The organism is Pseudotabrizicola formosa, assembly GCF_002900965.1.
GTDB classification, from domain to species: Bacteria; Pseudomonadota; Alphaproteobacteria; order Rhodobacterales; family Rhodobacteraceae; genus Pseudotabrizicola; species Pseudotabrizicola formosa.
The window spans coordinates 190,906-211,754 of sequence record NZ_PJOM01000005.1 but is presented as its reverse complement, the minus strand read 5'-3'; the positions used below and the strand labels follow the sequence as shown (position 1 = coordinate 211,754).

At 63.2% G+C, this 20,849-nt stretch carries 19 protein-coding genes and 1 riboswitch; of the genes, 6 read left to right on the top strand and 13 right to left on the bottom strand.

Annotation, left to right across the window (positions count from 1 at the left end; all coding sequences use genetic code 11):
• Positions 1-349 precede the first annotated feature (349 nt).
• From CXR43_RS16220 to CXR43_RS16185, 8 genes are all read right to left on the bottom strand, one after another.
• Entirely contained in the window at positions 350-1,195 is an 846-nt protein-coding gene (locus CXR43_RS16220) for a fumarylacetoacetate hydrolase family protein (protein ID WP_103335851.1), read from the bottom strand.
• An 11-nt stretch (positions 1,196-1,206) separates the two neighbouring features.
• A complete protein-coding gene (locus CXR43_RS16215) occupies positions 1,207-1,947 on the bottom strand; it encodes an SDR family oxidoreductase (protein WP_103335848.1) in 741 nt (246 codons plus the stop codon).
• A gap of 39 nt (positions 1,948-1,986) precedes the next feature.
• Positions 1,987-3,495, bottom strand: coding sequence for a UxaA family hydrolase (locus CXR43_RS16210; protein ID WP_246831430.1), 1,509 nt, complete (start codon positions 3,493-3,495; stop codon positions 1,987-1,989).
• 8 nt (positions 3,496-3,503) lie between these two features.
• Entirely contained in the window at positions 3,504-4,298 is a 795-nt protein-coding gene (locus CXR43_RS16205; RefSeq protein ID WP_103335844.1) for an L-fucose dehydrogenase, read from the bottom strand.
• A gap of 70 nt (positions 4,299-4,368) precedes the next feature.
• The gene (locus tag CXR43_RS16200; RefSeq protein ID WP_103335841.1) at positions 4,369-5,316 is read right to left on the bottom strand and encodes an ABC transporter substrate-binding protein; all 948 of its coding nucleotides are present in this window, start codon (positions 5,314-5,316) and stop codon (positions 4,369-4,371) included.
• Between the two features lie 65 nt (positions 5,317-5,381).
• The gene (locus tag CXR43_RS16195) at positions 5,382-6,380 is read right to left on the bottom strand and encodes an ABC transporter permease (protein ID WP_103335839.1); all 999 of its coding nucleotides are present in this window, start codon (positions 6,378-6,380) and stop codon (positions 5,382-5,384) included.
• Positions 6,377-7,897, bottom strand: a complete 1,521-nt coding sequence (locus tag CXR43_RS16190) for a sugar ABC transporter ATP-binding protein (RefSeq protein ID WP_103335836.1) — start codon at positions 7,895-7,897, stop codon at positions 6,377-6,379. Before CXR43_RS16190 ends, CXR43_RS16195 begins: the two co-directional genes overlap by 4 nt.
• Positions 7,894-8,910, bottom strand: a complete 1,017-nt coding sequence (locus CXR43_RS16185) for a zinc-binding alcohol dehydrogenase family protein (protein ID WP_210402110.1) — start codon at positions 8,908-8,910, stop codon at positions 7,894-7,896. Before CXR43_RS16185 ends, CXR43_RS16190 begins: the two co-directional genes overlap by 4 nt.
• A 149-nt stretch (positions 8,911-9,059) precedes the next feature.
• On the opposite strand from CXR43_RS16185, the gene CXR43_RS16180 reads away from it, so the two are divergent.
• Together CXR43_RS16180 and CXR43_RS16175 are read left to right on the top strand one after the other, a co-directional pair.
• Complete coding sequence (locus CXR43_RS16180; RefSeq protein ID WP_103335833.1) at positions 9,060-9,962, top strand: GntR family transcriptional regulator; 903 nt, start codon at positions 9,060-9,062, stop codon at positions 9,960-9,962.
• A 43-nt stretch (positions 9,963-10,005) separates the two neighbouring features.
• On the top strand, positions 10,006-11,037 hold the full coding sequence (locus tag CXR43_RS16175; protein WP_103335830.1) for a LacI family DNA-binding transcriptional regulator: 1,032 nt from the start codon (positions 10,006-10,008) through the stop codon (positions 11,035-11,037).
• Here the strand turns inward: CXR43_RS16175 and CXR43_RS16170 are convergent.
• From CXR43_RS16170 to CXR43_RS16150, 5 genes are all read right to left on the bottom strand, one after another.
• Complete coding sequence (locus CXR43_RS16170) at positions 11,020-11,691, bottom strand: adenosylcobinamide amidohydrolase (RefSeq protein WP_103335827.1); 672 nt, start codon at positions 11,689-11,691, stop codon at positions 11,020-11,022. The genes CXR43_RS16175 and CXR43_RS16170 overlap by 18 nt on opposite strands.
• The gene (locus tag CXR43_RS16165) at positions 11,688-12,431 is read right to left on the bottom strand and encodes an ABC transporter ATP-binding protein (protein ID WP_103335824.1); all 744 of its coding nucleotides are present in this window, start codon (positions 12,429-12,431) and stop codon (positions 11,688-11,690) included. Before CXR43_RS16165 ends, CXR43_RS16170 begins: the two co-directional genes overlap by 4 nt.
• Positions 12,428-13,414 carry a FecCD family ABC transporter permease gene (locus CXR43_RS16160; protein WP_103335821.1) on the bottom strand — a complete coding sequence of 329 codons (987 nt, stop codon included), beginning with the start codon at positions 13,412-13,414 and terminating at the stop codon, positions 12,428-12,430. Before CXR43_RS16160 ends, CXR43_RS16165 begins: the two co-directional genes overlap by 4 nt.
• Positions 13,411-14,262: an ABC transporter substrate-binding protein gene (locus tag CXR43_RS16155; protein ID WP_103335818.1), complete on the bottom strand. Its 852-nt coding sequence runs from the start codon at positions 14,260-14,262 to the stop codon at positions 13,411-13,413. The genes CXR43_RS16160 and CXR43_RS16155 overlap by 4 nt, the downstream gene beginning before the upstream one ends.
• 53 nt (positions 14,263-14,315) lie before the next feature.
• Positions 14,316-16,313 (bottom strand): TonB-dependent receptor plug domain-containing protein, encoded by a 1,998-nt coding sequence (locus tag CXR43_RS16150; RefSeq protein ID WP_246831429.1) that lies wholly within the window; start codon positions 16,311-16,313, stop codon positions 14,316-14,318.
• A riboswitch (cobalamin riboswitch) is annotated at positions 16,300-16,492 on the bottom strand. It overlaps the preceding gene by 14 nt.
• A gap of 402 nt (positions 16,493-16,894) precedes the next feature.
• On the opposite strand from CXR43_RS16150, the gene CXR43_RS16145 reads away from it, so the two are divergent.
• From CXR43_RS16145 to CXR43_RS16130, 4 genes are all read left to right on the top strand, one after another.
• Positions 16,895-17,998, top strand: a complete 1,104-nt coding sequence (locus CXR43_RS16145; protein WP_435530815.1) for an ABC transporter substrate-binding protein — start codon at positions 16,895-16,897, stop codon at positions 17,996-17,998.
• Positions 17,999-18,092: 94 nt separating this feature from the next.
• A complete protein-coding gene (locus CXR43_RS16140) occupies positions 18,093-18,962 on the top strand; it encodes an ABC transporter permease (protein WP_103335809.1) in 870 nt (289 codons plus the stop codon).
• Positions 18,959-19,741, top strand: coding sequence for an ABC transporter permease (locus CXR43_RS16135; RefSeq protein WP_103335807.1), 783 nt, complete (start codon positions 18,959-18,961; stop codon positions 19,739-19,741). Before CXR43_RS16140 ends, CXR43_RS16135 begins: the two co-directional genes overlap by 4 nt.
• Positions 19,741-20,802: an ABC transporter ATP-binding protein gene (locus CXR43_RS16130; protein ID WP_103335805.1), complete on the top strand. Its 1,062-nt coding sequence runs from the start codon at positions 19,741-19,743 to the stop codon at positions 20,800-20,802. Before CXR43_RS16135 ends, CXR43_RS16130 begins: the two co-directional genes overlap by 1 nt.
• Positions 20,803-20,849 lie beyond the last annotated feature (47 nt).

The window sequence follows — 20,849 nt, the reverse complement described above, 5'->3', positions numbered from 1 at the left end:
GCAATCCCCAAGGCAGCTAATGCCAAGGCCCGGGACCGTCAAACCAAAACAAGGGCTGGACCGCCACGACAGCGCACAGCCCTTGTGCCTATTGCCTGTTCAAAAATATCCCGGGGGGAGTCGCGCGCAGCGACGGGGGGCTGGCCCCCCGGCGACGCCCGCCACAAGCCCATCATCAGGTACTCCATCAGGCACTCCGTCAGCCACCACGCCCGGGGAAAAGGTTAACCAACGGTTAAATCGGATCGACAAGCTATTGATATAGCTGAATTTCATAATCTGTAACACAGGGGGAAGCCATGAGAAACCCACCAAGAGGGCCGGGCCGGTTCGGGCCCGGCGCCATCCCTCAGGCGTCGGCAATCACATCCTGCCGTTGCTGGCCCAGCCCCGCGATGCCCAGTTCCACCACATCACCGGCCTTCAGGTAACGCGGCGGCTTCATGCCCAAGCCCACCCCCGGAGGCGTGCCGGTGGAAATCACATCGCCCGGATGCAGGGTCATGAACTGCGACAGATAGCTGACCACATGCGCCACGCCGTACACCATGGTCCGGGTCGAACCGTTCTGCATGGTCTGCCCGTTCACCGTCAGCCACATTGACAGGTTCTGCGGGTCTTCGACCTCATCGCGTGTCACCAGCCACGGCCCCAGCTGACCGAAATTGTCGCAGCTTTTCCCCTTGGTCCATTGCCCGGCGCGTTCGGCCTGAAAGGCGCGTTCGCTGACATCATTGGTCACGGCATACCCCGCAACATGGGCCATCGCCTCGGCTTCGGACACATATTTTGCCCGCGTCCCGATGATCACGGCCAGCTCCACCTCCCAGTCGGTTTTCTCGGATGTGCGGGGGATGATGATGGGGTCGTTGGGGCCGACGATGGCGCTGGTGGCCTTCATGAAGATCACCGGCTCCGGCGGCACCGGCATGCCGGATTCGGCGGCGTGATCGGCGTAGTTCAGCCCGATGCAGATGAACTTGCCCGTGCCTGCAACGCAGGGCCCCAGACGGGTGTCCGCCGCCACGACCGGCAGACGGCCTGCATCCAGATCGCGCAAGCTCGACAGGCCGGAATCGCACAGCACATCCCCTGCAATATCGGGCACGATGCCGGTCAGGTCACGGATGGTCCCGTCCGTGTGCAACAGACCGGGACGTTCAGCGCCTGCAGCGCCATGACGGAGAAGTTTCATATCAGATCCTTTCAGGTATTCGACCAGCCGCCGTCGATGACATTGGCCGTGCCGGTAACGAACGCAGACTCGTCCGAGGCGAGGAAAACAACCAGCGCTGCGATATCTTCGGCCTGCGCCAGCTTGCCCGTGGGTTGCCGGGCGATAAAGGCCTTGCGCCCGGCCTCGTAGTCGCCGGTCGCCGCCATCCGCTCCTGCAACGAGGGCGTGTCCACTGTACCCGGACAAACCGCATTGCATCGGATGCCCTTGGTGATGAAATCAGCCGCAATCGCCTTTGACAGTCCGATGATGGCAGCCTTGGTACAGCCATAGGCAAAGCGGTTGGGCACCGCGATGATGGATGAGGCCACCGAGGCCATGTTGATGATCGACCCGCCACCGCCCTCAATCATGGCGGGAAGGAATGCGCGGCACATGCGGTACATGGCGGTGACATTCAGATCAAAGCTGAAGTCCCATTGATCCTCGTCACAGTCCAGGATCGTGCCATTGGCGACAAAGCCCGCGCAGTTGAACAGCACATCGACCCGGCCCACTTCTGCCGCAAGTGCTATGATGGCGGCGGGGTCGCGCACGTTCAGCACGCGGGTTTTGATGCCCTGCGCTGCCAGATCGGCCAAGGCGACCTCGTTGATATCGGTCGCAATGACCGTGGCACCTTCTCGCGCCATCGCCAGCGCCGAGGCGCGGCCAATGCCCTGCCCCGCTGCCGTGATCAGCGCCGTCTTTCCGTTCAACCGTCCCATCAAGCACCCTTGTCTGTTGTCCCTATCGCCTCAGGTGCCGGATCACATCACGGCCCCAATCTGCCAGGGCACGAATTCCGCGCCGCCAAAACCCAGAGCCTCTGATTTGGTGATCTCGCCGCTGGCAACCCGGATGAATTGCTCGAACATTTCGGCACCTTTGTCGGCAAGCGTGACCCCGCCGTCAATGATATCGCCGGTGTTCAGGTCCATGTCTTCCTCCATGTGCCGGAACATTTCGGAGTTGGTGGCAACCTTGATGCAGGGCACGGGTTTGTAACCCGAGACCGACCCGCGCCCGGTGGTAAAGACAATCAGGTTGGCACCGGCGGCGATCTGGCCCGTGACGGAACAGGGATCGTAACCGGGGCTGTCCATGAAGACGAAGCCCTTTTTGGTGATGGGTTCCGCAAACAGGTACACGTCTTCCATCGGTGCCGATCCGCCCTTGGCGACCGCGCCGAGGGATTTTTCAAGAATGGTGGTCAGCCCGCCGCGCTTGTTGCCGGGGCTGGGGTTGTTGTTCATCTCCCCCTTGTTGCGGGCGGTGTAATCTTCCCACCAGCGGATGCGCTCGATCAGCTTTTCGCCCACCTCGACACTGACCGCACGGCGGGTCAGCAGGTGTTCTGCTCCATAGATTTCCGAGGTTTCCGACAGGATCGTGGTGCCGCCATGCTGCACCAAGAGGTCAGAGGCCACCCCCAGCGCTGGATTGGCGGTGATGCCGGAATAGCCATCCGATCCGCCGCATTGCATGCCGATCACCAGTTCCGATACCGGAATCGGCTCACGGGTGTAGGCGTTGGCAATGTCGGCCATTTCGCGCAGCGCCTCGACCCCTCGCTCCACGGTTTTGCGGGTGCCGCCCATCTGCTGAATGGTCATATGCCGGAAATTATTGTCGGCCCGCATCCGGCCCCGACCGACCAGATCTGGAATCTGGAGGACTTCACAGCCCAGACCTACCAGCAGAATGCCACCAAAGTTCGGGTTCTGCGCATAGCCCTGCAGCGTGCGCATCAGGGTGGCATAGCCTTCATCCGACCCCGACATGCCGCAGCCCGAGGCATGGGCAATGGGCACGATGCCATCGACATTGCCAAGCGCCTTGAACCAGTCGGATTTCTCGGCCTCCTCCGCGATAAAGCGGGCAACGGAGCCAGAGCAGTTCACCGATGTCAGCACGCCAAGGTAGTTGCGGGTGCCGGCCTTGCCGTCAGGGCGGCGAAAGCCCATGAAGGTGCGCTGTTGCGTGGCAGGGGCCAGCGGCCGCGCTTCGGCGGCAAAGGCATAATCCTGCGCGTGATCGGACATGGCGATATTGTGCACATGCACATGCGCGCCCGGGGGAATATCCTGCGTGGCAGCCCCGATGATCTGACCATAGCGGCGGATGTTTTCGCCCACACGGATCGCACGGTTCGCCAGCTTGTGGCCGCGCGCGACAGATGTGGTGACTGTCACCCCAAGCGCTTGCGCCCCCGGTGCCAGATCGGTCAGGGCAATATCGACATTGTCATCGGGGTTCAGGCGGATGCTGATGGGCAATTTGGGCCTCAGGTCGTTGGGGCAAGGGTGGAGAGCGCGCGGTCAAGATGGGTATACCCACCATCGACAAACAGCCATTGCCCGGTGGTATGCGCCGCCCGTTCCGACAAGGCGAACACCGTGGTGGCGGCCATTTCGGTATCCAGCGTCATGCGTTGGCCCAGCGGGATGCGGGCGGTGATTTCGGCAAGCTTGGCATCCGGGTCATCCATCGTGTCAAGCCAGCGGCGATAGAGCGGGGTCATCACCTCGGCCGGAATCACCGCATTGACGCGGACGCCATCGCCCGCAAGGGCAGCGGCCCATTCGCGCGTCAGCCCCAGCTGTGCCGCCTTGGCCGCGACATAGGCCGAAGTGCCGCCCTGCCCGGTGATGGCAGTTTTGGAACTGATGTTCACAATAGCGCCTTTTTCGGCTTTCAGATCCTCCATCAACAGATGAACAAGGGTATAGTAATGGATCAGGTTCTGGTTCAGCGAGGCGCGGAAGGCTTCGGGACCTGCATCCAGCCCTACCCCGTCATTGGCCCCGGCATTGTTGACCAGGCCATAGACCCGGCCCCAACGGGCGTGGGTCTGTGCGACCGCGCTTCGGCAGTCTTCATCACGCGACAGATCGGCCTTGACCCAACCCGCCTTGGGGGATCTGCCCGTCAGCGCAGTGAGAAAACCATCCTCCGGCGCGCGGCGGGCATAGATCACCGGGATCGCGCCCTCCTCTGCCAGCGCCATGCTGATCGCGGCACCGATGCCGGAGCCGCCGCCGGTGACCACAACGATCTTGTCTTTCAGGCCCAGATCCATCTTGTCTTCCTTGACATGTCTGGGTGGCCCTGCGCGATGCAGGGCCACCCGGTTTTCCCTTGATCAGGGATCAATCGTACAGAACGGCCGCGATCTCTGGCGCGTCCATATTGGTGGCGTCATACCATGCAAACCCCGAGTCGATGGTTTTTGGCAAGGTTTCGCCCTTGGTCGCGGCAATTGCGGCCTTGACCGTTTCATATCCCATGCCAACCGGGCTTTGGGTGATGGCACCCGCCATCAAACCGTCTTTGATGGCAGCCTTTTGCGCCGCGCCCGAGTCGTACCCGATGACGACCAGCCCTTGGGTGTTCGTTTCGCGCACCGCGTTGATCACCCCCAGAGCCGAGCCTTCGTTGGCCCCGAAAATGCCCTTCATGTCGGGATGTGCGGTCAGCATCGCCTTGGTGATCTCGGTCGACATCAGCTGATCGCCGCCGCCATACTGGATATCGACAATCTCGACATCCGGATAGGCCTCGGCCATCCGATTCACGAACCCGTCACGCCGGTCGATCCCGGTGCGTGACGTCTGATCGTGCACCACAAGCGCCACCTTGCCCGCGCCTCCGATCAGTTCCGCCATCTTGTCGGCAGCAAGGGCCGCCGCGGCGACATTGTTGGTGGTGACGGTGGTGGTGGGGATATCGCTGTCGACGCCAGAGTCAAAGGCGATGACCGGGATACCCGCTTCCTGCGCCTGACGCAGCAGCGGGGTCGCGGCCTGGCTGTCCAGCGCGGCAAAGCCAAGGGCTGCCGGCTGACGCGCAAGTGCCGCAGAGAGCATGTCCATCTGGCGATCGACCTGTGACTCGGTGTCCGGGCCTTCAAAGGTGACCTCGACGCCGAATTCGGCAGCAGCCTGATCGGCACCGGCCTTCACGGCCTGCCAGAACTGGTGCTGAAAGCCCTTGGAGACGAGCGGGATCAGGATCTTGTCCTGCGCTGTGGCGAGGCTGGCAGACAGCATCAGCGCGGTGGCGGATGCGGCGGCAAGCAGGGTGCGTCTGGTGAACATCGGGTATCCTCCCATGGTGTCGATGTTGATGAATGCGGGGCGTTCGTCGCCCTCTGGTTGATGTGTCAGCTGGCCGCACGGCGACGGCGCAACATGTCGGCGTAGACGGCGGCGATGATGATGCCGCCGGTCACGACGGTCTGCCACTCTTGCGCCACGGACATGACGCGCAGACCGTTCAGCAGCACGGCCATGATCAGCGCGCCGATGATGGTGCCAAGGATAGAGCCGCGCCCACCTGCAAGCGAGGTACCGCCAATCACCACCGCAGCGATGGCGTCAAGCTCATACCCCAGCCCCAGCGCCGGCTGAGCCGAGTTCAGGCGTGAGGCGATGATCAGTCCGGCGATGCCACAGATGCTGCCGGCCAGGGCGTAGATTGCAATTTTCCAGGCGTCTGTGTTGACACCGGACAGGCGCACGGCCTCTTCGTTCGAGCCCAGCGCAAAGCAGTAACGCCCCAGCACCGTGCGGTTCAGCACATAGCTGATCACCAGCGCCAGCACGAACAGGATCAGCACACCGTTGGGCACAGGAACCGACGGAACGAAGGTCCCGATCAGCGACCCGGTGGAAATCTCCGAGAAACCCGGCGTGTCATTGAAATAGATCGGCTTGGTGCCAGAGATGATCAGTGACAGACCTTTGAGGATCAGCATCATGCCCAGCGTGGCGATGAAGGGCGGGATCTTCATCTTGGCGACCAGCGTGCCGGAAATCGTGCCGCAAATTGCACCCACTGCAATCGCACCAATGATCCCGAACGGCAGAGGCATCCCCGCATTGGTCAGGATCACCCCGGCCATGACGGCGCAAAAGGTCATCAATGTGCCAACCGACAGGTCGATGCCGCCGGTGATGATCACCAGAGTGGCCGCAATCGCCAGCACCCCATTGACCGACGTGGCCTGCAAAATGGCCAGCATGTTCGAGGTTTGCAGGAAATTCGGCGAGGCCACCGAGAAGAACACCAAGAGCGCGATCAGGCTGGCAAAGGCCAGCAGCTTTTGCTGCGCACCCGAGGCGGGTTTGCGGGCTGGCGTGGCTGCGGGCAGAGTTGTCATGCTAGGGCCTCCTCAACTGCGCTGTGCTTCATGGTGGCAAGGCGCATGATGTCTTCCTGACGCGTGCCGGGGCCACCGGGCAGAATGCCCGTCAGACGGCCTTCACACATCACGGCAATGCGGTGCGACAAGCGTAGCACCTCGGGCAGTTCGGAACTGATGACGATGATGGCCTTGCCATCCGCCGCCAGCGCCTGCATCAGGCGGTAGATCTCGGCCTTTGCCCCGACATCGATGCCGCGGGTCGGCTCGTCAAAGATCAGGATGTCGCAATCGCGCAGCAGCCATTTGGCAATGACGATCTTCTGCTGGTTGCCGCCCGACAGCAGGCGCACTTCCTGCCGGTCAGACGGGGTGCGGATCGCCAGCTGCGCGATGTAATCGCGGGCAGTTTTTTCCAGCTCCGCTTCGTCCAGCACACCCATGGCGTTGGAAAACCGCGCAAGGCTGGTCATGCCCACATTCGCGCGCACATCAAGTCCGAGCGCGAGGCCGAAGTGTTTACGGTCCTCGGACAGATAGCCGATGCCGGCAGCGACGGCATCCTTGGGCGTGCGGATGGTGGCAGGCTTGCCGTGCACGATGATCTCGCCGCCGTCACGCGGATCGGCCCCAAAGATGGCGCGGGCGACTTCGGTGCGCCCGGCCCCCATCAACCCGGCAAAGCCAAGGATTTCGCCTTGTTTGACGCTGAACCCCACATCGCGGATGATCCGGCCCCGGTTCAGGCCCCGCACCTCCAGCGCCACTGGTGCTGCCGTAAGGTCGGGAATGTCGACATGCACGCTTTCCAGATCACGTCCGACCATCATGCTTATGATGGTTTCAATCGGGGTCTCGGCGGAGTGCACGGTGCCGACATAGGCCCCGTCGCGCATGATGGTCACGCGGTCAGAAATGCGGCGGATCTCGTCCATCTTGTGGCTGATATAGACCACGCCGACACCTTCGGCCTTGAGGCCGCGGATAATGGCAAACAGCTCATTGGTCTCGGCATCATTCAGCGCCGCGGTAGGTTCATCCATGATCAGGATGCCCGACCGAAAGGACAGCGCCTTGGCAATCTCGACCATCTGCTGACGCGCGACCGACAGGGTCCGAACCTCTGCCTTCGGGTCGATATGCACTTTCATCTGGGCAAAGATTGCGCTTGCGTCGGCATTCAGCTGTGCCTCGTCCAGCCGGCCAAAGCTGCGGCGGGGCTCGCGGCCGATGAAGATGTTCTGCGCCACCGTAAGGTCGTTCATCAGTGCGAGTTCCTGATGGATGATGCCGATCCCCAGCGCCTGCGCCGCGCGCGGGCCGTTGATGGTGACAGGCTCGCCCGACACCTCGACCGTGCCACCATCGGGTTGGTAGATCCCCGACAGCACCTTCATCAGCGTGGATTTCCCCGCACCGTTTTCCCCCATAAGCGCATGAACCTCGCCCGGCATCAGGTCAAACCGTGCGGCGCGCAGGGCATGCACACCGGGGAAGTGTTTGTCGATGCCGGTCATGCGGACAAGAGGCGTCATGACCGATCCCCGATCTGCACGACGACCTTTATCAGCGCCTCACGGTCGGCGACCAAAGCCGGAAACCGCGCAGGCAAATCTGCAAGCGGCAGAGTTTCCGAGATGATGCGGCCCGCATCGATGGTTCCGTCGCTCAGGGCCCGCATCACCGTTGCGAAATCCTCTGCAGTCGCGTTGCGGCTGCCCATCAGGGTCATTTCGCGTTTGTGAAACTCTGGGTCGGAAAAGGTGATGTCGTCCTTGACCACCGAAACCAGAACATAGGTGCCCCCATGCGCGACATGGGCAAAACCATCCTGAATGGCCCGGGAATTGCCGGTGGCGTCAAAGACAACATCAAAGCCACCCTCCGGCAAGGGATCGGTCACGCCATGCCTTAGCGCAAAACCGAACCCTGCCGCGGCATCCAGCCGGGCAGAACTGGCATCGCGCAGGTGCACCGTGGCTCCGCGCGCCCTGGCAAACAGCGCCACGCCAAGGCCGATGGGGCCCGCCCCCGTGACAAGCACGCTGTCCCCGGCTTGCGGCGCAGCACGACGCACGGCATGTGCGCCGATGGCCAGAAACTCGGTCAGCACCGCCACACCCTTTGGCAGGGTTGAAGCGTCATAGAGGTTGCCCGAAGGCACCGCAATCCGGGCACACATGCCACCGTCGCGATGCACCCCAAGCACGGCAATATCGGTGCAGCAATTGGGCTTGCCCTTGCAGCAGGCGATGCAGATTCCGCAAGACAGGTAGGGGTTGATCACGACCGGAGCGCCCTGCGACCAGACGCCGGTCGCCTGCGCCACATGGCCCGACAGTTCATGGCCAATCACGCGGGGATAGTCGAGAAACGGGTGTTTGCCCTCGAAGATGTGAAAATCTGTGCCACACAGACCCACCGCGTCGATGTCGACCAGCACCCAGCCCTCCGGCGCGGTCTGCGGCAGCGGGCGCTGCGTCAGGGTGAACTGACCAGGGGCCGCACAGCTGCCACAAAGCATGGTCAGACCGACCGCACCATCCATCCTCCGCAACCCCTCCCAAGGCTTCGACAGCGCCACCGACTCACACGGTGGTTTTTATCATTAAAGACACCATGGCGCGTCGATTTTCCCTTGCCAAGTGTTTTTAATTTTTTAATGCATAGAAACAGGAACCGAAGGGGAAACACCCGATGGCGCGCACCGACACCCGTTTTCGCCAGTCACACAATGCCATGCTCGACATGCTGTCCGGGCTGAGCCTGGGCGCAGGCCTGCCGTCCGAAGTGCAGATGGCAAGGACGCTTGGCGTGTCGCGCACGGTGGTCCGCGCCGTGGTGCAGAAACTGGCGGCCGATGGCATCCTGCAGGGCAGCGGACGCGACAAACGACTGGCGCGCTTGCCCGGCCAGGAAGACCGCTTGCCGCTGCGCGAAGACTATATCGGCCGCGAAGAGCTTGAGGCGCGGTTTCTGGACTGGGTGCTGCGCTTTGACGTGCCGGCGGGGACGGCGCTGAACATCACCCAGCTGGCCCGGCAATTCGCCGTGCCGCCGCATGCCTTGCAGGAGTTTCTGGCCAGTCTTGGCCAATCGGGGCTGATCGAACGGCGTGCACGCGGCGGTTGGCGCTTGCTGGGATTTACCGCGGATTATGCAGTGGAACTGTCAGAATTTCGCCAGGTGCTGGAACTGAACGCCATACGGGTGTTCGCCGCTCTGCCCGGCGACCATCCGGCCTGGGCGGCACTGGCAGCTGTCCACGACGAACATCTGGACCTGCTTGACCGCATTGATCGCGACTTTCATGATTTTTCGCGGCTGGACGGACGGTTTCATGCACTGATCAATTCCGTGGTCAGCAACCGCTTTGTGGCCGAGTTCCAGAAGGTGATCTCACTGATCTTTCATTATCACTACCAATGGGACAAAACGATGGAGCGCTACCGCAACGAGGCGGCGATCCGCGAACATCTGACAATCATCGCGGCACTGCAGGCAGGCGACATCCAGACCGCCGAGGCGCGGGCGCGGGGCCATCTGGCCACGTCGAAAGAAACGCTGCTGTCGTCGATGCGGGGGCATCATCTGGCGTAGCGCTGTCGTTGCCGTTACACCGAAGAAAACCCCCGGGAGGATCATGGCCCGCCGCCCCACCATTCATGATGTCGCGCGCGAGGCGGGACTGTCCCCGGCCACAGTAGACCGGGTGTTGAATGCCCGCGAAAAGGTGCGCGAAGACACGGCCAACCGGGTGTATGAGGCGGCCCGGCGCATTGGATACCACGCGGCCCCGCTGATCGGGCAACGGGTCCAAGACGCGCGGCCGAGGTTGCGGCTGGGCGTCGTGCTGCACAAGGAGCGGCAGGCGTTCTACCAGCAGTTCCGGTCCGAGATCGAAAAGGCGGTGTCCTCGGCGGCTGGCGTGCGGGCCAGCGTGCAGATCACCTTTGCCCCATCACAGACACCGGCAGATTTTGTCGCGCTCATGGAAGGCATGGTCGGCAAGGTGGATGCGATTGCCGCGACCGCTGTCGCCCACCCCGAGGTGACCGAGGCTGTCCGGCGGATCAATGCAGCGGGGATACCCTGTTTTGCCCTGCTCAACGATTTTGCCCAAGGGGTGCGGCAACAGTACATCGGCATGAACAACATGAAGGTCGGACGGATCGCGGCGCAGATGATCAGCCTTGCCTCGCGCGATCCCGGCAAGATTGCAGTGTTCATCGGCGGCACCCGCTGGCACGGGCACGAACTGCGGGAAACCGGTTTTCGCAGCTATATCCGCGAGCATGCGCCTGCGTTTCATGTGCTGGATACGCTTGTGAACCTTGAAACCCGGCAGTTGACCTATGAGGCGACGCTGGACCTGCTGGGCCGCCATTCCGATCTGCGTGGCATCTATTGCGCGGGCGGTGGGATGGAAGGGGCGATTGCCGCGCTGCGCGAAACCCGCGTCCCCGGAGACGTGGCGCTGATCGTCAACGAGCTGACGCCGGAAAGCAGGACCGCACTGATCTCCCGCCATGTGACAATGGTGATCGCGACACCGCTGCCGCAGCTGTGCGCCGATCTGGTGGTCCTTGCGGCGGAGGCAGCGCAGAATGGGCTGCAACCGACCGGGGGGCAGCATTTTCTGACGCCGGATCTGCACCTACCCGAGTCGGTTTGACACCGGCGCGTTTTCGACCAGCCATTCCGCCGCGCCTTGGGCCACCGCCCCGCGCACCGCCTGGCCGATGGCTTCCCCCACGGCCGTGTGCAGCCCGGCAAAATCGGTGCCCCCCGGATCGGCCGCTATGGCGATGCAGTCGGTACCGGTGCCTGTGGCGTAGCGCCGATCCGGCAGGCGCAACCCGCAGTCCATGATGGCAGCCGTGCGGGCCTGTGCGGCAATGCTCAGCGCCTCGATCTGCGCGGCTTCGGTCAGGCCCGGGGTGATCACCACCAGAATGTTGATGGTGCCGTAATCGCCTTGACCCGGTGGCATCGGCAGGCGCGACCCGACCGCTTCGGCATTGCCCAGACCGACAGTCGCCAAACAGGCAGCCTCATATCCCTCGACCCGGGCCTCGGCCTGGACAAACCGACCGATATCGCGCGAGGTCAGCATGCCGACCGCCTCTGCATGCCCCTGCTGCGCCAGCTCACGGACGAACCAGTCCGACACATCAAAACCCGTCGTCAGGTCGGCATTGCGCACCTCTCGCCATAAAACATGGCGGGCCGTCACAAAACCGGGCCGATGCGGAGCAAAAGACAAGATCCGGCGCGGGCGCTGAAGGTCTGCCACAAGCCAAGGGCGGTCCAGCGTGACAGTCATCATGGGACAAGCGTTTCCATTGGCTGAAAGACCGGGCCCTGCACGGTCTCGGCCCGGAACGCGGTCACGCCGAACACACGGCCCATAAGAGCATCGGTCAACACGGCCTCTGGCGGGCCATCGGCCGCGATGCCGCCTTTGTCCACAACAATGATCCGCGTGCAATGGCGCGCGGCCAGCCCCAGATCGTGCAGCGACACCATCACCGAACGCCCTTCGCTTGCCAGATCACGGAACACGCGCATGGTGCGGATCTGCTGGGCCGGGTCCAACCCGGCAATGGGCTCGTCGGTGAGCAGCAGCGGCGTGTCCTGCGCGAGCGCCCGCGCGATCAGCACCCGCGCCTGCTCGCCCCCTGACAAGCCATTTGCGGCGCGGTCACGAAAGGCGCCAAGGTTCATGCGGTCGATGGCCCGGTCCACGCTTGCATGATCCGGACCGCGCCCCCGCGCCATCGCGCCCAAAGCCACCAGATGCTGCACCGTCACCGGCCAGGCAATTTCGGGTGATTGCGGCAACCAGGCGGCCTGCGCCGCGCGGGCCGAAGCCGAGAGCGCCAGCAGCGACGACTGCCCCTCGGACGGCATCAACCCAAGGGCTGCGCGCATCAATGTGGTTTTGCCTGCACCATTCGGGCCGATCAGGCCAATGCATTCCCCCGCGCCAACCTGCAGCGATATGCCCGACAGCACTGGACAGGCTCCGCGTCGCGCTGTCAGGTTGTTCAGCGTCAGGAGGGTCATGTCTGCCCCCGCATGCGCCAGAGCAGGTGCAGGAAGATCGGTGCCCCAACCAGGGCCATCACCACTCCCAGCTTCAGGTCACGCCCCGGCAAGACCAGCCGCACAGCAATATCCGCCGCCAGAAGCAGCGCCGCCCCCCCAAGCGCCGAGGCTGGCAGAAGCCGCGACGGGCTGCCGCCCACCAGCGGCCGCAGCACATGTGGCACCACCAGCCCGACAAAGCCGATCGCCCCCGCCACCGCCGTCGCCGCCCCCACCGAGGCTGCAACACCGCCCAGCACCAAAAGCCGCAGCCGCGCCAGATCAAACCCCATCGAGGCCGCCGCATCTTCGCCCAGCGTCAGCGCCTCCAGCCCGCGCCCGGTGCGCGCCAATGCGAGCCAGCCCAATGCCATGATCGGCAGCGCCATCCAGACATGCGAGAATGACCGGTCCGCCAGCGAGCCCATCATCCAGAACACAATCTCGTTCGCGGCAAAGGGGTTGGGTGACAGGTTCAGCACCAGCGAGGTCAGTGCCGCAGTCAGCGCCGACAGGGCGATGCCCGCAAGGATCAGGATAAAGGCCCCGCCTCCCGGCCCGGCCAGAAACAGGATCACCCCCACACCAAGGACTGCCCCCAGCAAGGCCGCAAAGGGCAGTGCCAGCGTGAACGCCATTGCAAATCCGGTCTGAAGGGCCAGAACCGCCCCCAGAGCGGCAGAGGATGAGACGCCAATCAATCCCGGTTCTGCGAGCGGATTTCGCAAGAATCCCTGCATCGCCGCCCCAGACAGCCCAAGACTGACACCGATCATCACGGCGAGGATCGCGCGTGGCAGCCGGATCTCGCGCATCACCATGGTCAGCGGCCCACCGTCATCGCGCAGCAGCGCGGCAAGGCTTTCACCGGCCCCGACCGGTGCCACGCCGGTGACCAGCGACAGTGTGAACAGGGCCGTGACAAGAATCGTCAGCCCCATGAGCAACCTGTGGAAGGTCATGGAACAGACCCGATGGCATCGCGCGCGTGCCGCATCCGGGCGACGGCATCCACCACGCTGGGCAGGCCGCAGACCCAGTCGCGGTCTTCCAGGGTCTCGCGCCCTCCGCGCAGTTGCATCAGCGCCGGGTGCGACAGAATTTCTTCGGCGCGCGAATTTCCAGGATAGGTCTCGCCCACCACCACCAGATCAGGGGCGGCAAGAACAAGCGCCTCAAGCGGCAGAAAGCCACCTTGGGTCAGGCCAAGCTCTGCCGCAAGATGGCGGAAACCGGCAGCGCGGATGATGTCGCCAGACAGGCTGTTCCCGCCGGGGGTGTAGCCGTTGGCGGCATAAGTGGCAGCTGTAGGGCGATCGTCCGGGGCGGCCCCAGCCGCTTCCGCCAGCCCGGCATCAAAGCGGGCGAGCATTGCCGCCGCTCTGTCCCGCTGGCCAAGGGCAACACCCATGTCAATCATGCCCTGCCGCACCTCGGCCAGGGAAGCGGCAGGCGGAAAGGTCGCCACCGGAATGCCCAGCCGCTTCAGCATCGACACGGTGGCCCCCGCAGTGAAGGTGCCGGCCAGGACCAGATCAGGGTTGAGCAGATAGACCTCTTCCGCAAGGGCACGGTTGGCGGGATAGGCCATGGCTTGGTCCACCATGACCGAAGACCGCGGATCCTGGGCCAGAAAAGACACCGAAATCAGCTGACCGGGTTCAGCCAGCAACATGGCCAGCTGATCGGTACACAGGTTGATCGAGACAACGCGGCTTGGCGGTTCGGCAAGACCGGGCGTGCAGATCGCAAAGGTGCACAGCACCGCACAGACCCGCCTGACTGCCAGTTGAAGCACCTGAACGATCATGGATCGCCTTTCGCAAAGTGGCCGGGCCGCCTGCGCCGCCCGACCAGAGACCATCAGAACTGGGCCGACAGACCGACAAAGACCGAACGGCCGGGCTGACCGTAATCGGTGACGGTCTGGTATTGCTCGTCGAACAGGTTTTCGATCCGCAGATAGGCCGTTGTCTTGTCATTGACCTCATAGGCGAGGCTGACATTGGCAATCGTATAATCCGGCAACGCAACCCGACGGGTAGCCCCAAAGGGGCCGATCGACAGATCGTAATAATCATCCTTGAGGCCGGCCACATGCTGCACGGTGACCTGTCCGGTCCAGCCTTCGGCCAACCGTCCTTCAACCCCAAGCACCAGATCATGGCGGGGAACGCGGATTGCTTCACTTGTCACACCCGTGCGCGACACCAGCGAGGCATCAGTGAAGGTGTAGTTTCCGAACACCTCCCAGCCCTCGGCAATGGCGGTGCGCCCGATCAGTTCGATGCCGCGCGTGCGGGTGGTGCCTGAGGTCTGGCGATAGTTGCTGCTGACGAAATCGATCTTGTCCTCGATCCGCGTGTCAAACAGGGTGGCTTGCAGCGATCCGCCTGCTGGAAGCAGGTATTCGGCTCCCAGTTCAAAACTGCGGCTTTCCTCTGGCCTCAGGCCGATGGTGCCAAACGGCCCATAAAGTTCGTAAAGCGACGGGGCGCGGAAGCCTGTTCCGGCGACCGCACGGATCACCCAGTCGCCGTTCGGACGCCAGGCCAATGCTGCGCGACCTGACGCCTGACCGCCAAATTGGCTATGGTCATCATGGCGCAGCGCCAGCGACAGATCCAGCGCATCACTGGGCGCATAGAGCACTTCGGTCAGGGCCGACGTGGTGCGCGATGTGCCGCTGGCTGATCCCGCGCCAAAGGTCTCTGACGTCCGGTCCAGGCCCCAGTTGACAGACAGACGGTCTCCGGCCTGCCAGCGCCCCTTGTAGGCAAGCTGTTCGCGCTCCCCACTGTAAAGTCGCAGGAAGCCCAGCGGATAATCACGTTCCGTCGTGGTGCGCGCAAAGGACAGCTCGTGCTCTGTCGCTCCTGCTGCAAGCGCGGCGAACCCGCGCAGGGCCCGCAGCTTGCCGGATTCAGTCTCGGCACTATCCCCGTACTGGCTGTCAAATTCCGAATAGCTGTCTCGGGCAAAGCCATTCATGCCAAGGGTCAGCGTATCAGTCACCGCGTAAGATCCGTAGAAGGACAGGGTGGTCGCGCGGAACGCGTCATCCTCGGTCCCGAAAGCATAGGCAGAGATGCCATCGGTAACCGTCCGCGCCAGGGTAAAGGCCAGTTCGGCGCGGTCAGTCTTGACGCCGACCGATGCGCTGCCCGAATAGGTCGCATCAGAGCCGGCCTCCAGCGTGACCTGCGCCTCGGTCCCCTCTTGGGTGGCGCGGAAGGTGGTGATATCAACCACGCCGCCAATCGCCTCGGACCCGAACAGGGCCGATTGCGAACCGCGCAGCACCTCGATCCGCGACAGGCCGCCCGAGGTGGTGGACCCGAAGTCATAGGCGCATTGGGTGCCCGACGGGTCTGCCACATCAATGCCATCAATACGCACGCCGATGTAGGGGCCGGAAAGGCCACGGATGCGCAATGCCGTAGAAGTGCCAAGCCCGCCGTTGCGCGACATGCTGACGCCTGGCAGCCGCGACAACAAAGCTGCGGCCGACTGATTTCCGGCAGCCGCAAGGTCTTCCGAAGACACCACGTTCACCGTGGCCCCGGTCCGCCCCAGCGGCACGGGTTCGGTCGAGGCGATGACCGTGATTTCATCAAGGGCGATGTCAGCGCCGTCTTGTGCCCATATCGGGTCGGCAAGGGCGGTGGTGGCAAGGGCGGAGACAAGTGCCAGTCTGGAGATGCCATGCATCTGATGCGTTCCTTTGGCCGGACGGGTCAGACGACCCGCAATGCGGTTTGATCCGGGAAAGCCTGATGCTTTCCACAGACGATGCGAGAGTGTCACCGCTGCGGAAAAACCGCTCCCGTGGCACGCCCCGCGCCCGGAAAGGATGATCATCCAAGCAGGTCTCCTGGCTCGCGGGTCGTCGCTCGGTTGACCTTCCCGGGTTGCCCCAGTGGTATTCTCAACGTCGCTCGCCGCTCACAGTTGCGGGGGCAGCCACGGCCTGGGGCTTGCCCCTTCCGTGTTCCCTTTTCATCCGGTTTCGTGCCGGAACTTGGATCAGCGCTTCTATGGATCTGCACGCCTCAAAGTCAAGGGCAAGACCCGTCCTTGGCACCAAACTGTGGCCGACGGCACTCGACAAGGCAACAGGCGGGACAACTGACAAGCCAGACCGCAATAGCGCCCCGATCTAAGGGGCACGCTGGCGCTGCCCCCTGACGGTCACCATTCTGCCCAGGCAATGGGCGATCAGCGCCACCTGCCGCCGGACAAAGTCTCTGAAAAGCCGATATAATTGTTTCAGCCTATCCTGTTGTGAAAAAATTGTCACACGACCGCGATAGGTGGCTTGTCTGACTCGCCACTGCGCCCTTAACCTTCGCCGATAAACCGCGAATCCGTTCGGGTTGATCGGGCAGTCGGAACGGAGAGGCAAGCGGGACAGAAATGATCAACCGGGAGAGACTCCAATGATGACAAAGAAAATGCTGGGGCTGACGACCAGCCTTGCGATGCTGATGACCGCACCGCTGGCATCGGCCCAGTCGATGGCCGAGCTCGAAGCCGCCGCAAAAGCCGAAGGCATGCTGACCACCATTGCCCTGCCGCATTCCTGGTGTGGCTATGGCGACGTGATCGCCGGGTTCAAGGCAAAATACCCCGAAATCACCGTCAACGAGCTGAACCCGGATGCCGGTTCGGCAGATGAGATTGAGGCTGTGAAGGCCAATATGAACAACAAGGGCCCGCAAGCGCCCGACGTGCTGGACATTGGCTTGTCCTTCGGCCCGGCAGCTCAGGCGGAAAACCTGCTGCAGCCCTACAAGGTCTCGACCTGGGACACGATCCCCGATGACGCCAAGGATGCCGACGGCCATTGGTACGGCGATTATTACGGCGTGATGTCCTTTGCCGTGAACACCGATCTGGTGCCGAACCCGCCAACCTCTTTTGCAGACCTGCTCAAGCCGGAATATGTCGGACAGGTGGCTCTGGCAGGCGACCCGCGCGCCTCTAACCAGGCCATTCTGGGTGTTCTGGCCGCCGGGATGGCCCGCGGTGCAGAACCCGGTGCGGCAGCAGCCGAGGCCGGGCTTGCGTTCTTCAAAGAGCTGAACGACGCGGGCAATTTCGTGCCGGTCATCGGCAAGGCCGGCACACTGGCCCAGGGCACCACGCCCATCGTCATCCAGTGGGACTACAATGCCCTGGCGACCCGCGACTCGCTGGGCGGCAACCCACCGGTTGAGGTGATCGTGCCATCGGATGTCACGCTGGCCGGGGTCTATGTTCAGGCGATCTCTGCCTATGCGCCGCAGCCCAATGCCGCAAAACTGTGGATGGAATACCTCTACAGCGACGAAGGTCAGCTGGGCTGGCTGGCGGGTTACTGCCACCCGATCCGCTTCAACGATCTGGTGGCGCGGGGCGTTGTTCCGCAAGAGCTGATGGATGCCCTGCCGCCGGCAGAAGCCTATGAGCGCGCCGTGTTCCCGACGATCGACGCCGTGAATGCCAATGCCGATGCCGTCAAGGCCGGCTGGGACAGCGTTGTCGGCGCAAACGTCGTCGAATAAGAGAGCCTGACAGCTCTGGTCCGGCCCCCTTAGGGCCGGACCGATCTTCTTGATCCGGCACCCAAGGGTGTCGCCTGCGAAAGCACCGAACCGCATGGCCAAGCCCGTGACCCTGAGCCAACATCTGCCCCTGCGCTGGTTGGGCGTGCTGCCGTTCTTCGCCTTTGCCGTTCTGTTCCTGATCCTGCCGACGCTCTATATCGTCATCGGCGCCTTCCGGACCCCGCAGGGCGACTTTACGCTCGACAACATCATCGGCCTCAACACGCCGACGATCCGCAACGCCTATTGGATTTCGGTGAAGATCAGCTTCTGGTCGGCCCTGCTGGGCTGCGTGATCGGTTTTGCGATGGCCGCGGCAATCACGGTGGGCAATACGGCAAAAGGCCTGCGCAACCCGCTGATGACATTCTCTGGCGTGGCTTCGAATTTTGCTGGTGTGCCACTGGCTTTTGCCTTCATCGCAACGGTGGGGCCAGCCGGGATCATCACCCTGTACCTGCGCACCGAATTCGGCATCAACCTGCGCGCCTATGGCTGGAACCTGCTGTCGGCCTGGGGGCTGACGGTGACCTATCTGTTTTTCCAGATCCCGCTGATGATCCTGATCATCACCCCTGCACTGGACGGGTTGAAACGCGAATGGCGCGAGGCGGCGGCGATCCTGGGGGCCACCGGGCCGCAATACTGGCGCATGGTCGGCTTCCCCATCCTGCTGCCATCAATCCTTGGCACCATGGCCCTGCTGTTTGCCAATGCCTTTGGCGCTGTCGCCACGGCCATCGCGCTCACCGGACCGTCGCTGAACATTGCCCCGATCCTGTTGTTTGCCCAGATCCGGGGCGACGTGCTGGGCAGCCCCAATCTGGGCTATGCCCTGGCCTTCGGGATGATCGTGATCACCGGGCTGGCCAATGCGCTGTATATCTGGCTGCGCGCGCGGTCTGAACGGTGGCTGAAATGACCCGTCTCTTCGCCTGGGGTGCCCTGCTGACCGGCATCGTCTTCTTCCTACTGCCACTCTACGGGATGACGGAATTTTCGCTGCGCATGCGGCGCGGCGTCTATTCGCTGGACGCCTACCGCGCGGTGCTCGTTGACCCGCAGTTTCAGGCGACGTTTGGCTATTCCGTGGTCATGGCGCTGTTCACCATCGCCTTTGGCATCCTTCTGGTCGTGCCCACCGCCTATTGGGTGCGGCTGAAAATGCCCGAACTGCGCCCGGTGGTCGAATTCATCACCCTGCTGCCGCTGGTGATCCCTGCCATCGTGATCGTGTTCGGCTATATCCGGCTGTACAACACCTCCAGCTGGCTGCCGCTGACCGGCAGCGCCATGGGCACCAACATCCTGCTGATGTTCGGCTATGCCACCCTGGCGCTGCCCTATATGTACCGCGCGGTGGATACGGGCCTGCGCACGATTGACGTGGGCACGCTGACCGAAGCCGCGCAGAGCCTTGGGGCGGGCTGGGGCACCATCCTGTCGCGCATCATCCTGCCCAATGTGCTGGGCGCGGTGCTGTCGGGCGCATTCCTGACCTTTGCCATCGTCATCGGCGAATTCACCATGGCGGCGCTGCTGAACCGGCCAGCCTTCGGCCCCTATATGCAGATCCTTGGCGCGAACCGCGCCTACGAGCCCTCGGCTCTGGCCGTGATTGCCTTTGCCATCACCTGGGCCTGCATGGGACTCATCCAGCTTGTCACCCGGTTCTCCAAACACGAAAGGGCGAAAGCCTGATGTCTTTCCTGACCCTGACTCATCTTGAGAAAACCTTCGGCCAGAACCGCGTGGTCAAGGATTTCACCTTGGATATCGAGAAGGGCGAGTTCATCTCGCTGCTCGGACCTTCTGGATGCGGCAAGACCACAGTGCTGCGGATGGTCGCCGGGTTTGAACAGCCCACGGCAGGCGACATCACGATTGACGGCAAGGATGTGACCGGCCTGGCAGCCAATTCGCGCAACATCGGCATGATGTTTCAGGCCTATGCGCTGTTTCCCAACATGACCGTGGCTGACAACGTGGCCTTCGGACTGAAGGTCAAAGGCGCGCCACGGGCGGAGCGCGAGGCGCGGGTGGCCGAGATGCTGGCGCTGATCGGCCTGTCCGATCTGGGCGGGCGCTATCCGTTCCAGCTGTCGGGCGGTCAGCAGCAGCGGGTGGCTCTGGCACGCGCGCTTGCGCCGCGCCCGTCGGTGCTGTTGCTGGACGAGCCTCTGTCAGCGCTGGATGCCAAGGTGCGCGTGTCCTTGCGCAACCAGATCCGCCAGATTCAGCAGGACTTGGGCATCACCACCATCTTCGTGACCCACGATCAGGAAGAGGCGATGAGCATTTCCGACCGGATTGTGGTGATGAATGGTGGCGTGGCCGAGCAGGTCGGCGCACCGTTTGAAATCTACAACCGCCCCCGCACCAAGTTTGTCGCGAATTTTGTCGGCACGCTGAACACCTTCGAGGTCGAGGTCGCCGATCCGGCCTCTGGCCGCGTCACGCTGGCGGGCCAGAGCCTGACCCTGCCCGATGCACCCTTGGCAGCACGCGCGGGTGAAACCCTGTCGGTCGCGCTTCGCCCCGAAGCCCTGCGTCTGGGCCGCCAGCCCGATGCAGAGTCGCTGCTGACGGCACAGGTCACGGATGTGCATTTCATGGGATCGGTGATCCGTCTGAAGGCCGATCTGGCGGGCGCTGCGGTGTCGCTGGATACGTTCAACCGCCCTGACACCCCGCCGCCCGTCGTGGGCAGCGCGGTCGAGGTCAGCCTCTCGGGCCGGGACTTCATCCTGCTGAAGGCGTAAGAGTCGCCTGATCCCAAAACGAAGGCGGGGTTCCCCCCGCCGCCGTT